This window comes from Streptomyces sp. NPDC045955, from assembly GCF_056430805.1.
Genome location: NZ_JBWKKY010000027.1, coordinates 1 through 13,675 on the forward strand (window position 1 = coordinate 1; position 13,675 = coordinate 13,675).

The following is a 13,675-nucleotide window of genomic DNA, read 5'->3' on the forward strand; positions in this document are numbered from 1 at the left end:
CTTTGTACTCACCCTCTCGGGCTTTCCTCCGGGCGCTTCCCTTCGGTCTTGCGTTTCCGACTCTATCAGATCTTTTCTCGACCCGATTTCCTCGGTGCTTTCCAGGTTTCCGCTTCCGCGTTTCCCTTTCCGGCGGTTCTGACTCTATCAGATCCTTTCGGGCCCGATTCCCCGTCAGTGGGGCTTGTCTTCGCGGCTGTTGGACCGTTCCGACGAGTGAGACTTTAGCGGATTCCCCTGCTCCCGAGCCAATCGGGGGCCGCGTCCTTTCGAACGGGGATTCCTCTTTCCGCAAATACGCATGCCAATGAAACGACGACAGAACTACTTCGTCGAGTAGTGGTTGGTGCTTGCGGATTGGCTGCCCGGGGACCGACCAGGGTCGGCGCTCACGTCGGGCAACTCGGAGAACACTACGGATGGGGTCTGGGCGTGTCAACTCAAGGGCGGACGGCACCCCGGAGGCGTAGTCTGAGGGGCATGACGACGCGTACGTGTAGCCAGCTGTGGTGGGCCGCCTGACGGCGGCCGTCCTCACGTATGCACTCAACGGCCGCCGCTTCGGCGGCCGTTCTTGTTTCTCCCTCCAGGACCACCGGGGGGCGGCCGCCGGAGCGGCGGTCTCGGCCAGGAGGTGGAGGAGAGATGACACGGGTCTTCAGCGGGGTCAAGCCGACGGGGCATCTGACGCTGGGGAACTACCTGGGAGCCATGCGGCGGTGGGCCGCCGTCGACCAGCACGAGGCGGACGCCTTGTTCTGCGTCGTCGATCTGCACGCGCTGACCGTGGACCACGATCCCGCGCGGGTGCGCAGGCTGAGCCGGCGGGCGGCGACCTTGTTGCTGGCGTCCGGGCTGGATCCGGAGCTCTGCACGCTGTTCGTGCAGAGCCACGTGGACGAGCATGCGCGGCTGTCGTACGTGCTGGAGTGCGTGGCCACCGACGGTGAGATGCGGCGGATGATCCAGTACAAGGAGAAGTCCGCGCGGGAACAGCGGCGGGGCGGGAGTGTGCGGCTGTCGCTGCTGACGTATCCCGTGCTGATGGCGGCGGACATCCTGGCGTACGGGGCTGATGAGGTCCCCGTGGGGGACGACCAGGTGCAGCACGTGGAGCTGACGCGGGATCTGGCGGTGCGGTTCAACCAGCGGTACGGGCATACGTTCGTGGTGCCTCGGGCCACGCGGCCGGGCGTGGCGGCGCGGGTGATGAACCTGCAGGACCCGACGTCGAAGATGGGCAAGAGCGATGACGTCGGGCCGGGGATCGTCTATCTGCTGGACGAGCCGGACGTGGTGCGGAAGAAGGTCATGCGGGCCGTGACCGACAGTGGGCGGGAGGTCGTGTACGACCGGGAGGCCCGGCCGGGGCTCGCCAACCTGCTGGAGATCCTCGCCGCGTGCTCGGGTGGGAGTCCTGAGGAGCTGAGCGGTGCCTACGCGTCGTACGGAGAGTTGAAGAAGGACACCGCTGAGGCTGTGGTCGAGGTGCTCAGGCCCGTGCAGGCTCGGCACAAGGAGTTGTGCGCGGATCCCGGTTATGTGGAGCGCGTGCTGCGGGACGGTGCGGAGCGGGCCCGGGGGATGGCTCGGCCGACGGTGGATGCCGCCTATCGCGCGATCGGGTTGCTGCCTGCCGTACCGGAAGCGGCGGCGGACGCGGGTGGGGCCGACGTGTTGAGGGTGTGAGGGGGTGCGGGCGCCGGGGGCGGGTCGGCCCCGACGCCCGCGCTGCTCAGGTGTTGTTGCCGGAGGCCAGGGCGCGGCTGCGGTCGCGGGCGGCTTCGAGGGCGGCGATGAGGGCGGCTCGTACGCCGTGGTTCTCGAGTTCTCGGATGGCGTTGATCGTCGTACCGGCGGGGGACGTGACGTTCTCGCGGAGCTTGACGGGGTGTTCGCCGCTGTCGCGGAGCATCGTCGCGGCGCCGATCGCGGACTGGACGATCAGGTCGTGGGCCTTGTCGCGGGGCAGGCCGAGGAGGATACCCGCGTCGGTCATGGCTTCGACCAGGTAGAAGAAGTAGGCCGGGCCGGAGCCGGAGAGGGCCGTGCAGGCGTCCTGCTGGGACTCCGGGACGCGGAGCGTCTTGCCGACGGCGCCGAAGATCTCCTCGGTGTGGGCCAGGTGGTCGGCGGTGGCGTGCGTGCCGGCGGAGATGACCGACATGGCCTCGTCGACCAGGGCGGGAGTGTTCGTCATGACGCGGACGACCGGGGTGCCGGGGGCGAGGCGTTCCTCGAAGTACGCGGTGAGGATGCCGGCGGCGCCGCTGATGACCAGGCGGTCGGCCGGGACGTGGGGGGCGAGCTCGTCGAGGAGGGTGCCCATGTCCTGCGGTTTTACCGTGAGGATCAGGGTGTCGGCGATCTTCGCGGCTTCCGGGTTGGTGACCGGGGTGACGCCGTAGCGGGTGTGGAGTTCCTCGGCTCGTTCCTGGCGGCGGGTGGTGACCAGGAGGTCGGCCGGGGTCCAGCCGGCTCGGATCATTCCGCTGATCAGGGCTTCGCCGATCTTGCCGGTGCCGAGGACTGCGACTTTCTGGGTCATGGCGCGGGGTGCCTCCGGGGGTGCGTCGTCCGGGGTACATCGTCGCATCGGCGAGGGGGCGGCGGCTTGGTTGTCCGTTGGGCGGGATGCCGCGCGCGGGGGGGCGCGGCCGGCTCATGCCGTTCTGCGTCGTAGGGTCGCCGCGCCCAGGGCCAGGACCAGCAGGGCGCAGCCGGCGACGATCAGGATGTCGCGTACGAACGTGGCGGTCATGTCCGTGTGGCGGAGGACCTCGTTCATGCCGTCCACCGCGTAGGACATGGGGAGGACGTCGGAGACGGCCTCCAGGGCGGGGTGCATGTTGTCGCGGGGTGTGAACAGGCCGCAGAGGAGGAGCTGGGGGAAGATCACCGCCGGCATGAACTGCACGGCCTGGAATTCCGACGCCGCGAAGGCCGAGACGAAGAGGCCGAGGGCCGTGCCGAGGAGGGCGTCGAGCAGGGCCACCAGGAGGAGGAGCCAGGGGCTGCCGGTGACGTCGAGGCCGAGGAACCAGACCGCGAGGCCCGTGGCCAGGGCGGACTGGATGATCGCGAGCGTGCCGAAGGCGAGGGCGTAGCCGGCGATGAGGTCGCCTTTGCCGAGGGGCATGGCGAGGAGGCGTTCGAGGGTGCCCGAGGTGCGTTCGCGCAGGGTGGCGATGGAGGTCACCAGGAACATCGTGATCAGCGGGAAGATCCCGAGCAGGGATGCGCCGATGCTGTCGAAGGTGCGGGGGCTGCCGTCGAAGACGTAGCGCAGCAGGAACAGCATCACGCAGGGGATGAGGATCAACAGCGCGATGGTGCGGGGGTCGTGGGTCAGCTGGCGTAGGACGCGGGTGGCGGTGGCTGTGGTTCGGGACGCGTTCAGGGCTCGCGGCCGGGTGGGGGTGATCGTGGTGGTCATCGGGTCGTCTCCTTGGTGCGGGCTGCGGCCCTGGCCTCGTCCACCAGGTGCAGGAAGGCCTCCTCGACCGTGTCCGCGCCGGTGCGGGTGCGCAGGGCCTGCGGGGTGTCGTCGGCGAGGAGCTCGCCCTCGCGCATGAGGAGGAGGCGGTGGCAGCGCTCGGCCTCGTCCATGACGTGGGAGGAGACGAGGAGGGTCGCGCCGCGGCTGGCCGTGATGTCGTGGAAGAGGGTCCACAGGTCGCGGCGCAGGACCGGGTCGAGGCCGACGGTCGGTTCGTCGAGGACCAGGAGCTCGGGGGTGCCGAGGAGGGCGACGGCCAGGGAGACGCGGCTGCGCTGGCCGCCGGAGAGGTTGCCGGCCAGGGCGTCTGCGTGGGTGGTGAGGTCGACGTCGGCTATCGCGCGGGTGACGTTGTCGTGGCGGCGGTCGGCGGCGGGCCGGCCGGGGTCGAGTATCGCCGCGAAGTAGTCGAGGTTCTGACGGACGGTCAGGTCGTCGTAGACGGACGGGGCCTGGGTGACGTAGCCGATGCGGGTGCGGAGGGTGGGGTGGCCGGCGGGGTGGCCGAGGACGTCGAGGGTGCCGGTGACCTTGGCCTGGGTGCCGACGATGGCGCGCATGAGGGTGGACTTGCCGCAGCCGGAGGGGCCCAGTAGGCCCGTGATCTGGCCGCGGGGGACGGTGAAGGCGAGGTTGTGGAGGACCGTGCGGGGGCCGCGGGTGACGGTGAGGTTCTTGGCGTGGACGGCTGTGGGTTCGGTGGAGGTTCCGGCGCCGTGGCGTGGGGGGTCGGGAGCATTATTCATCATGTGATGAATAATGCTCCTGGGGGTGCGGTGCGTCAAGCAGGTGTCTTCGCCAGGAGGAGGATCACGTCGTAGACCTCTTCGACGATGCCGTCCGGGAAGGCCTTGAGGAGGTGTTCGCGTTCCGCGGCCAGGAAGGCCGCGGTGTGGTCCTCTCCGTGGACGAGGAAGACCGAGTGGCTGCCGATGTTGGCGAGGTGGGTGTCGACCGGGATGCGGCGGCTCCAGCGGACCGTGCGGCGGGTGAAGTCGAGGCGGCCGGTGGGGTCGGCGGCGCGGGCGTTGACGTTTCGCCGTTCGGCGGCCGTGTCGATGCCGAAGTGGCGTTCCGTGCGGGCGGCGGCTTCGGCGATCCACGGCACGTCCAGGGCGTCGGTGTTCCACCAGAGGGCGAGGGCGCCGCCGGGGCGCAGGACGCGCAGGGCCTCCGGGACGGATCGGGACCGGTCGGTCCAGTGCCAGGCCTGCGCGTAGGTGACGAAGTCGACGGAGGCGTCGGCGAGGGGGAGGTCGTCGCCGGTGCCGCGGACGATCGGGACGTCGGGGAGGGTGCTGCGGAACTGGGCCGCCATGCCGTCGCCGGGTTCCACGGCGACGACGTGCGCGCCCCGGGCGTGGAGGAGGGCGGTCGCGATGCCGGTGCCTGCGCCGATGTCTGCGACGCGGGAGCCGGGGAGGGGCCGGTCGGCCAGGGCTTCTATCGCGTCGAAGAGGGCTGGGGGGTAGGAGGGGCGGTTGGCCGCGTATTGGGCTGCGGCGGTGTTGAAGGAGTGGGCGCGGGCGGTGCGGGTGGGGTGGTGGGCCGAGGGGGGTGTGGTCATACGGCCATGGTGGCCGGTGGTGGGGTCGGGGGCTGGTGAGATTTCGGTGAGAGGCCGGGGGGTTATGCGGGGCGGCGCTTTTTCGACGGGTTGCCCGAGCGGCGGGTCATGCGCTTCTCGTGGTGCTTGCGGGCCGTCTCGTACTCCTCGCGGTGCAGTTTTTCGCCGGGGGCCTCGGTGAGGGAGCGGACGAAGTAGGCGAGGAGGGAGCCGACGAAACCGATGGCCAGGAGGCCACGGAGGGAAGCCTGGCGGTCGGGGTCGGGGCGGCGGGTGAAGCCGTCCCAGGTGTGGCGGAAGGCCAGCGCGCTGCAGATCGCGAACATCACGACCATGAGCAGGGTCACGAAGCTGCCGATCGCGGCGATCTGGAGGCCCTGGTAGGCGAGGCGGAGGACGAGGCAGGAGACGACTGCGGTGGCCAGCGAGCCGAGGGCGACGCCGATGCGGCGGGCGGTGTAGCCGTTGTCGTGGTCCAGCCAGGTCGTGCCGAAGAAGCGGATCGGCTCGGGGCGGGGGGCGAGGGGACCGTTCTCTGCGCTCACCGGTCGATTATGGCTCGGGGGGTGCGGTCGGTGTATGCCTGCGGCGGCCTGTGGCTGCTTCGGTGGGAGTGCGCGTAGCGCCTGCGCGGTGGCTGTGGGTCGGGGCCGCGCCGGGGGTGTCCGTCCTCGGAACGGCGCGATGGGGTCCCACACCAACCAACTCGCGTTGACGCGCCAACCGCTGCGGGCGGACACCCCCCGACACGTCCCCTTCTCGCCGTGGGCGGGTGCGGGTCCGCCTAGCTGCGGGCAGTCGTGCCGCTGGGGCGGCACGGGTGGGCGCGGCGGCACCTTGGCGCGCCGAGGTGCGTGCCCACCCGGCCCCAGCGACAACGCCGAGCTACCGGACAACCCCGGCCCTGCTACCGCAGGTCACCCGCAGCGGGGGCGGATGTAGCCGTCGCTGCCCGTCCTGACGTAGGCGTCCGAGACGTACTGGCCGCTTGCGATGTTGTCCCAGATGTTCGTCGTGCCGTACGGGCCCGTGACCGTGGTGCCGGGTGTCTGGCAGTGGATCAGGACTCGGGAGCCCTCGGGCAGGACCTTGACGATCGGGTAGCCGGTGCCGGGACCGCTGCGGACGTTGAGGCTGACGCCCGGTGCGATCGAGAAATACGTGGCCGCCGCGGCCAGTGTGGTGACGAGCGGCTTGCCGCGCTCGGCCTCTTCGACAGGCTCGACTGACATGAAAACCTCCCCCGTTGCACCCCATGGCTTCCATGGGGTCCCGTTGATTCCCCTGAATCACGCCATCAAACACCTGTGCGTGATTCGCCAGCGGAGGCTAGCAAGCCGCCTCTGTCCCGTACGAGTCATCGACTAGGCTCCGTGCGTCGCGCGCGCGGACGAACAGCACGGGGGTGGTCCCATGGCGCCACAGCGGAACGTCGGAGCGGGCCCGGAAGCGGAACTTCCTGAGTACGCCGGTCACTACCGGCTTGAGTCCTGTCTGGGCTCGGGCGGCATGGGGGTCGTCCACCTGGCCCGGAGTACGTCCGGGATGAAGGTCGCCGTGAAGGTCGTGCACGCGGAGTTCGCCAAGGACCCTGAGTTCAGGGGGCGTTTCCGACAGGAGGTCGGGGCGGCCCGGCGAGTCAGCGGGGCTTTCACCGCGCCCGTCGTGGATGCCGACCCCGAGGCCGGACGGCCCTGGATGGCCACGCTGTTCATCCCGGGCCCGACGCTGGCCCAAGAGGTGAAGCGGAACGGGCCCTTGGCCCCTGCGCAGTTGCGTCGGCTGATGGCCGGGCTCGCCGAGGCGCTGCGTGACATCCACCGGGTCGGGGTCGTGCACCGGGACCTGAAGCCGAGCAACGTCCTGCTCGCCGAGGACGGGCCGAAGGTCATCGACTTCGGCATTTCCCGGCCGAAGGACAGCGAACTGCGCACCGAGACCGGGAAGCTGATCGGGACGCCGCCCTTCATGGCGCCCGAGCAGTTCCGGCGGCCCAGGGAAGTCGGGCCCGCCGCCGATGTGTTCGCCCTCGGGTCCGTCATGGTGCACGCGGCGACCGGGCGGGGGCCGTTCGACTCCGACAGTCCGTACATCGTCGCCTACCAGGTCGTGCACGATGAGCCCGAGCTGGCCGGCGTACCGGAAGAGCTGGTGCCGCTCGTGCTGCGGTGTCTGGCCAAGGAGCCCGAGGACCGGCCCTCCCCCGACGAGTTGATGCGGGAACTGCGGTCGGTGGCCGCCTCGTACGACACCCAGGCGTTCATACCGGCGCAGCGGGTGGAGGAGGCGGCACCAGCCGTTGCCGAGCAGGGCGGCGGGGGCGAGGAGCCGTCGCGGCGGTCCAGGGTGCGGGTCGGTAAGCGGGCCGCGCTCGGTGCCGGGGCCCTCGGGCTGGCCGTCCTCGGTGTGCTCGTGTCGGTTCCCTTGCTCGGTGGCGGGCCGGCGTCCGAGGTCGCCGCCCCGCGGACCACGGCGGCCGCGTTCACGGCGTGGGAGGCGCCGCCGTTGTCCGGGAAGAGCATGCCTCAGTGTTCGTACGCGGCGGGGAAGTTGCTGTGTGCGCAGACCGGGCTGGTCTTCGCTCTCGATCCTGCCGACGGGCGGCTGCTGTGGCGGCATCCTCTGGACGGGGCCGGCGCGAGCGGGCCGCCGAGCGGGGCTCCGGTCGTGTCGGGTGGGCTCGTGCCGGCCGGGCTGGGCCAGGGGCGGCGGGTGACGATGCTCGATCCCGGCTCGGGTGACGTGGAGCGGCGGCAGGAGCTGCCCGCGTACGGCGGGCTGCGGGCCGTCGGCGGCATGCTGCTGGTCACGGCCGCCGACGGGACGGTGAGCGGGGTCGAGAGCACCACCGGTGAGGTGAAGTGGAGTCATCCGATTCCCGGGCAGGACGTGCCGTATTTCGTCTCGTTCCCCGGGGATCCGCTGGCTTACGCGGCGAGTACGTCTGGCGATGGGGCCCGTACGACGGTCACGGCGGTGGACCCGGGCACGGGTGACGTGCGGTGGGACGCGCGGCTGGAGGGGGCGTTGCAGCCTCTCGGGACCGTGGACGGGGCGGTCGTGTTCGTGGCGGTCGACGCGGTGCGCGGGGAGGCGCGGGCCGTGGTCCGTTACGACCCGGAGAGCCGGACGCGTGTGCGGGTGCCGTTGCGCATTCCGTTGCAGCAGGTGGCGGGGAGTGTGCGCGGGGACGTCGTGCACCTCATGGCGACGGGTGGGGCGCTGGTCGCCGTCGATCTGGAGGCACGCAAGCAGCGGTGGAGTCTGCAGACGGGGGCCGTCCGGGGGTCGACGCCGGTCGCCGACGACCGGTACGTGTACGTCACCGCGCCGGACGGGCGGCTGCTCGCCGTCGACGCGCGGCGCGGGAAGCTCGTCGGGCAGACGTCCCCGCGGCTGGGCGAACGGTCGGACCGGGTTCCGGCCGCGCTTCCCGAGCCCGTGCTCGTGGGCGACCGTGTCTATGCCGGTGCGCCGGACGGGTCGGTCTTCGCCGTGAGCGGGCGTGATCCGTCGGGGTGGTAGCGCGTGTGCGGAAGGGCCGCTCCCGGGAGACCGGGGCGGCCCTTGTGCACCGGGGGCGGCCCTTGTGCGTGGAGTGGTCAGCCCAGCTTCGTGACGTCTCGCACGGCGCCCTTGTCGGCGCTGGTCGCCATCGCCGCGTAGGCCCGCAGTGCCGCCGAGACCTTGCGGTCGCGGTTCTTCGGGGCGTACACGCCGTTCAGCGCCTGCTCGCGGCGGGCCAGCTCGGCGTCGTCGACGAGGAGTTCGATGGTGCGGTTCGGGATGTCGATGCGGATGCGGTCGCCGTCCTCGACGAGGGCGATGGTGCCGCCGGCGGCCGCCTCGGGCGAGGCGTGGCCGATCGACAGGCCGGACGTGCCGCCGGAGAAGCGGCCGTCGGTGATCAGGGCGCAGGTCTTGCCGAGGCCGCGGCCCTTCAGGTACGAGGTCGGGTAGAGCATCTCCTGCATGCCGGGGCCGCCCTTGGGGCCCTCGTAGCGGATGACGACGACGTCACCCTCCTTGATCTGCTTCAGCAGGATCTTCTCGACGGCCTGCTCCTGCGACTCGCAGACGACCGCCGGGCCCTCGAAGGTCCAGATCGACTCGTCGACGCCGGCCGTCTTCACCACGCAGCCGTCGACCGCGAGGTTGCCCTTGAGGACCGCGAGGCCGCCGTCCTTGGAGTACGCGTGCTCGACGGAGCGGATGCAGCCGCCCTCGGCGTCCTCGTCGAGCGCCTCCCAGCGCTCGGACTGGGAGAAGGCCTCGGCGGAGCGGACGCAGCCGGGGGCCGCGTGCCACAGCTCGACCGCCTCGGGGGACGGGGAGCCGCCCCGCACGTCCCAGGTCTTGAGCCAGTCGGACAGGGACGGGCTGTGGACCGCGTGCACGTCCTCGTTGAGCAGGCCCGCGCGGTGCAGCTCGCCGAGGAGGGCGGGGATGCCGCCGGCGCGGTGCACGTCCTCCATGTAGTACGTGCGGTCCTTGGCGACGTTCGGCGCCACCTTGGCCAGGCAGGGGACCCGGCGGGAGACCGCGTCGATCTCCTCCAGGCCGAAGGGGACGCCGGCCTCCTGGGCCGCGGCCAGCAGGTGCAGGATCGTGTTGGTCGAGCCGCCCATCGCGATGTCGAGGGCCATGGCGTTCTCGAAGGCCGCGAACGTGGCGACGTTGCGCGGCAGGACCGTCTCGTCGTCCTGCTCGTAGTAGCGGCGGGTGATGTCCATGACCGTGTTGGCGGCGTCGACGTACAGCTGCTTGCGGGCCGTGTGGGTGGCCAGGACCGAGCCGTTGCCGGGGAGGGAGAGGCCGATGGCCTCCGTCAGGCAGTTCATCGAGTTGGCGGTGAACATGCCGGAACACGAGCCGCAGGTGGGGCAGGCGTTCTCCTCGATGCGGAGGATGTCCTCGTCCGAGATCTTCTCGTTCACGGCCTCGGACATCGCGTCGACCAGGTCGAGCGTGCGGACCGTGCCGTCGACGAGCGTGGCCCGGCCGGACTCCATCGGGCCGCCGGAGACGAAGACCGTCGGGATGTTCAGGCGCAGGGCCGCGTTGAGCATGCCCGGCGTGATCTTGTCGCAGTTGGAGATGCAGATCAGGGCGTCGGCGCAGTGGGCCTCGACCATGTACTCCACGCTGTCCGCGATCAGGTCGCGGGAGGGCAGGCTGTAGAGCATGCCGCCGTGGCCCATCGCGATGCCGTCGTCGACGGCGATCGTGTTGAACTCGCGCGGGATGCCGCCGGCCTCGACGATCGCCTCGCTGACGATCCGGCCGACCGGCTGGAGGTGGGTGTGGCCCGGCACGAACTCCGTGAAGCTGTTGGCGACCGCGATGATCGGCTTGCGGCCGATGTCCGCACCCGGTACACCGGAGGCGCGCATAAGGGCGCGGGCGCCCGCCATGTTGCGGCCGTGGGTGACTGTGCGGGACCTCAGCTCGGGCATCGTCGCTCGCTCCTTCAGAGACGGCGTCAGAGGATTCGGAGACTTCTGACTGCTACCGAGCGTACGCCGGTCATCCAGAGGGCGGGACGGAGTGTCCGGAATGCGGGACGCATGTCTCGGCCGGCGGCTGCTCAGGATCCGGTGAGATGGCCCTGCACGACCGGTGCCAGGCGCGCGATGATCTGCTCGGGGTCCGCCGAGGCCAGTGGCTCGATCTTGATGACGTACCGCAGCATCGCGGTGCCCACCAGCTGGGCGGCGGCGAGCTCGGCCCGCAGCTCGGCGTCCGGCAGGTCCAGTCGTCCCGCGATGCGGCGCAGCACCTGGGTGGCGACGATACGGCGGAAGACGGCGGCCGCCGTGTCGTTGGTGACGGCGGAACGGACGATGGCGAGCAGGGGCGCGCGGGTCGCCGGGTTCTCCCAGACGCCGAAGAAGAAGCGGGCCAGACGCTCCCCGACGCCGTCGAGGGGGCCTTCCTCGATGGCCTTCGGTGCGTCGAGGGCGGGTCCGAAGGAGAGGGTGATCGCCGCCTCGAAGACCTGCTCCTTCGTCCCGAAGTAGTGGTGCACGAGCGCCGAGTCGACCCCGGCCGCCTTGGCGATGCCGCGGACGGACGTCTTCTCGTAGCCGCGCTCGGAGAACTCCTCGCGGGCGGCGGTCAGGATGCGGTCCCTCGTGTCGGCCGACTCCGCGCGTGGGGGGCGGCCCCGGCGGCGGGCGGTGGGCCCTGTGTCGGGGCCGGGGTTGGTGCCGGGGCCGGGGCCGGGGCCAGTCCCGGTGCCGGTCCCCGTGCCGGTGCCGGACCCTGTGCCCGTGCCGGGGCCGGGGTTGGTGCCGGGGCCGGGGCCGGGGCCAGTCCCGGTGCCGGTGCCGGTCCCCGTGCCGGTGCCGGTCCCCGGGCCGGACCCCGTGCCCGTGCCGGGGCCGGGGTTGGGGCCGGGGCCGGGGCTGGTGCCGGTCCCAGTCCCAGCCCCGGTGCCGGTGCCGGACCCCGTGCCCGTGCCGGGGCCGGGGTTGGTGCCGGGGCCGGGGCCAGTCCCAGTCCCGGTGCCGGTCCCCGTGCCCGTGCCGGGGCCGGGGCCGGGGTTGGTGCCGGGGCTGGTGCCAGTCCCGGTGCCCGTGCCGGTCCCCGTGCCCGTGCCGGTGCCAGTTCCCGTGCCGGTGCCAGTTCCCGTGCCGGTGCCAGTTCCCGTGCCGGTGGCGTTCGGGGGGCCGGACGGGGGCAGGTCGGTCATCGCCTCGGCACCTTCGCCGCCGAGGCCAGGTGCAGGCGGGTGAAGGCCAGCGCCTCCGCCAGGTCGGCCTCCCGCTCGGCGCTCGACATGGCGCGGCGGGTGTTGACCTCGATCACGACATGGCCGTCGAAGCCGGTCAGGGCGAGCCGCTCCAGGACCTCGGCGCAGGGCTGGGTGCCGCGGCCGGGCACGAGGTGCTCGTCCTTGGCCGAGCCCCTGCCGTCGGCGAGGTGGACGTGGCCGAGGCGGTCACCCATGCGGTCGACCATGGCCAGCGCGTCGCTGCGGGCCGTCGCGGTGTGGCTGAGGTCGATCGTGAAGTGACGGTAGTCGTCCTTCGTCACGTCCCAGTCGGGGGCGTACGCCAGCATCTCGCGGTCGCGGTAGCGCCAGGGGTACATGTTCTCGACGGCGAACCGTACGTCCGTCTCGTTCGCCATGCGCCAGATGCCCGCGACGAAGTCCTTGGCGTACTGGCGCTGCCAGCGGAACGGGGGGTGGACGACGACCGTGCTCGCGTCGAGCTTCTCGGCCGCGGCGCGGGCCCGCTGGAGCTTGGTCCAGGGGTCCGTGGACCAGACGCGCTGCGTGATGAGCAGACAGGGGGCGTGGACGGCCAGGACCGGGATCTGGTGGTAGTCGCTGAGTCTGCGCAGGGCTTCGATGTCCTGGCTCACGGGGTCGGTCCAGACCATGACCTCGACCCCGTCGTAGCCGAGGCGCGCGGCGATCTCGAAGGCCGTGGCCGTCGACTCCGGGTAGACCGAGGCCGTCGACAGGGCGACCTTCGCGTCCGGGATCCTTACGGCTGGCTCTGCCATGCAGGACAGATTACGGGGTGTGGTCGGGGTGGAGCGGGGTGCCTATTCGCCGTTGTGGTGTTTGCCATAGACGGCCCCGCCCTCCCTGCGGGCTCACACCGACTCCATGTGGTCCAGGCGGCGCAGGATCACGCCCTCCCTCAGTGCCCACGGGCAGATTTCCAGGCGCTCCACGCCGAAGAGGTCCATCGCGGCCTCGGCCACCAGGGCACCCGCCAGCAGCTGGCCCGCCCTGCCCTCCGAGACGCCCGGGAGCTCGGCTCGTTCCGCCTCCGTCATACCGGCCAGCCTCGGGACCCAGCCCTCCAGGGACTCCCGCTTGAGTTCCCGCTGGACGTAGAGGCCCTCGGCGGAGCGGGCGGCTCCGGCGATGCGGGCGAGCTGCTTGAACGTCTTGGAGGTGGCGACGACGCGGTCGGGCGGGCCGAAGCGGCTGAACTCGCCGACCGTGCGGGCGACCTCGGTCCGGACGTGGCGGCGCAGGGCGCGCACGTCGTCCGGGGCGGGCGGGTCGCCGGGCAGCCACCCGGCGGTGAGGCGGCCGGCGCCCAGCGGCAGGGACGCGGCCGCGTCGGGCTCCTCGTCGATGCCGTAGGCGATCTCCAGGGAGCCGCCGCCGATGTCCAGGACCAGCAGCTTCCCGGCCGACCAGCCGAACCAGCGGCGGGCGGCGAGGAACGTGAGGCGGGCCTCCTCCTCGCCGGTGAGGACCTGGAGCTCGACGCCGGTCTCGGTGCGCACGCGCGCGAGGACGTCGTCGGCGTTGCGGGCCTCGCGCACGGCTGAGGTGGCGAACGGCAGGAGGTCCTCGACGCCCTTGTCCTCGGCGGCCTGGAGTGCCTCGTGGACGACCGAGATCAGCCGGTCGACGCCCTGGGGGCCGATCGCGCCGTCGTCGAGGAGCTGGGCGAGGCGCAGTTCCGCCTTGTGCGAGTGCGCGGGCAACGGGCACGCGCCGGGATGCGCGTCCACCACGAGCAGATGCACCGTGTTCGATCCCACGTCGAGGACACCGAGTCTCATGGACGGAACGCTACTGCCAGCCGTGCCGTCCGCCGTCCTCGGTGGGGGGAGAAGGCCCGTACCCTGGACTC

11 protein-coding genes and 1 pseudogene are annotated in these 13,675 nt (G+C 71.6%); 2 read left to right on the plus strand and 10 right to left on the minus strand.

Annotated features, from left to right (window positions below; all coding sequences use genetic code 11):
- Positions 1-645: 645 nt before the first annotated feature.
- Entirely contained in the window at positions 646-1,689 is a 1,044-nt protein-coding gene (gene trpS, locus AC07F0_RS35425) for a tryptophan--tRNA ligase (RefSeq protein ID WP_478984026.1), read from the plus strand.
- A 46-nt stretch (positions 1,690-1,735) separates the two neighbouring features.
- On the opposite strand, the gene proC is transcribed toward trpS, so the two are convergent.
- The 6 genes from proC to AC07F0_RS35455 all read right to left on the minus strand — a co-directional run bounded on the left by proC (position 1,736) and on the right by AC07F0_RS35455 (position 6,298).
- Entirely contained in the window at positions 1,736-2,548 is an 813-nt protein-coding gene (proC, locus tag AC07F0_RS35430; protein WP_356922602.1) for a pyrroline-5-carboxylate reductase, read from the minus strand.
- 114 nt (positions 2,549-2,662) lie between these two features.
- Positions 2,663-3,436 carry an ABC transporter permease gene (locus AC07F0_RS35435; RefSeq protein ID WP_478984027.1) on the minus strand — a complete coding sequence of 258 codons (774 nt, stop codon included), beginning with the start codon at positions 3,434-3,436 and terminating at the stop codon, positions 2,663-2,665.
- Positions 3,433-4,248, minus strand: a complete 816-nt coding sequence (locus tag AC07F0_RS35440; RefSeq protein WP_478984028.1) for an ABC transporter ATP-binding protein — start codon at positions 4,246-4,248, stop codon at positions 3,433-3,435. Before AC07F0_RS35440 ends, AC07F0_RS35435 begins: the two co-directional genes overlap by 4 nt.
- 32 nt (positions 4,249-4,280) lie before the next feature.
- Positions 4,281-5,066 carry a class I SAM-dependent methyltransferase gene (locus tag AC07F0_RS35445; protein WP_478984029.1) on the minus strand — a complete coding sequence of 262 codons (786 nt, stop codon included), beginning with the start codon at positions 5,064-5,066 and terminating at the stop codon, positions 4,281-4,283.
- A 62-nt stretch (positions 5,067-5,128) separates the two neighbouring features.
- A complete protein-coding gene (locus tag AC07F0_RS35450; protein ID WP_478984030.1) occupies positions 5,129-5,611 on the minus strand; it encodes an EamA/RhaT family transporter in 483 nt (160 codons plus the stop codon).
- A gap of 372 nt (positions 5,612-5,983) precedes the next feature.
- Positions 5,984-6,298, minus strand: coding sequence for an SH3 domain-containing protein (locus AC07F0_RS35455; protein ID WP_436729526.1), 315 nt, complete (start codon positions 6,296-6,298; stop codon positions 5,984-5,986).
- Positions 6,299-6,479: 181 nt separating this feature from the next.
- Between AC07F0_RS35455 and AC07F0_RS35460 the strand changes: the two genes are divergently transcribed.
- On the plus strand, positions 6,480-8,591 hold the full coding sequence (locus AC07F0_RS35460; RefSeq protein WP_478984031.1) for a serine/threonine-protein kinase: 2,112 nt from the start codon (positions 6,480-6,482) through the stop codon (positions 8,589-8,591).
- Between the two features lie 77 nt (positions 8,592-8,668).
- Here the strand turns inward: AC07F0_RS35460 and ilvD are convergent, their stop codons facing one another.
- The 4 genes and pseudogenes from ilvD to AC07F0_RS35480 all read right to left on the minus strand — a co-directional run bounded on the left by ilvD (position 8,669) and on the right by AC07F0_RS35480 (position 13,604).
- Positions 8,669-10,522: a dihydroxy-acid dehydratase gene (ilvD, locus tag AC07F0_RS35465; protein ID WP_478984032.1), complete on the minus strand. Its 1,854-nt coding sequence runs from the start codon at positions 10,520-10,522 to the stop codon at positions 8,669-8,671.
- 131 nt (positions 10,523-10,653) lie between these two features.
- Positions 10,654-11,256 (minus strand): annotated as a pseudogene (locus AC07F0_RS35470) (TetR/AcrR family transcriptional regulator); the annotation flags it as partial.
- A 500-nt stretch (positions 11,257-11,756) separates the two neighbouring features.
- A complete protein-coding gene (locus tag AC07F0_RS35475; RefSeq protein WP_478984033.1) occupies positions 11,757-12,581 on the minus strand; it encodes a sugar phosphate isomerase/epimerase family protein in 825 nt (274 codons plus the stop codon).
- 93 nt (positions 12,582-12,674) lie between these two features.
- A complete protein-coding gene (locus tag AC07F0_RS35480; RefSeq protein ID WP_478984034.1) occupies positions 12,675-13,604 on the minus strand; it encodes a Ppx/GppA family phosphatase in 930 nt (309 codons plus the stop codon).
- Between the last annotated feature and the right edge of the window lie 71 nt (positions 13,605-13,675).

Excerpts from the sequence above, each read along its gene's own strand:
- trpS (WP_478984026.1), top strand. The coding sequence starts at position 646 with ATGACACGGGTCTTCAGCGGGGTCAAGCCGACGGGGCATCTGACGCTG.
- proC (WP_356922602.1), bottom strand. The coding sequence starts at position 2,548 with ATGACCCAGAAAGTCGCAGTCCTCGGCACCGGCAAGATCGGCGAAGCC.
- AC07F0_RS35435 (WP_478984027.1), bottom strand. The coding sequence starts at position 3,436 with ATGACCACCACGATCACCCCCACCCGGCCGCGAGCCCTGAACGCGTCC.
- AC07F0_RS35440 (WP_478984028.1), bottom strand. The coding sequence starts at position 4,248 with ATGATGAATAATGCTCCCGACCCCCCACGCCACGGCGCCGGAACCTCC.
- AC07F0_RS35445 (WP_478984029.1), bottom strand. The coding sequence starts at position 5,066 with ATGACCACACCCCCCTCGGCCCACCACCCCACCCGCACCGCCCGCGCC.
- AC07F0_RS35455 (WP_436729526.1), bottom strand. The coding sequence starts at position 6,298 with ATGTCAGTCGAGCCTGTCGAAGAGGCCGAGCGCGGCAAGCCGCTCGTC.
- AC07F0_RS35460 (WP_478984031.1), top strand. The coding sequence starts at position 6,480 with ATGGCGCCACAGCGGAACGTCGGAGCGGGCCCGGAAGCGGAACTTCCT.
- ilvD (WP_478984032.1), bottom strand. The coding sequence starts at position 10,522 with ATGCCCGAGCTGAGGTCCCGCACAGTCACCCACGGCCGCAACATGGCG.
- AC07F0_RS35475 (WP_478984033.1), bottom strand. The coding sequence starts at position 12,581 with ATGGCAGAGCCAGCCGTAAGGATCCCGGACGCGAAGGTCGCCCTGTCG.
- AC07F0_RS35480 (WP_478984034.1), bottom strand. The coding sequence starts at position 13,604 with ATGAGACTCGGTGTCCTCGACGTGGGATCGAACACGGTGCATCTGCTC.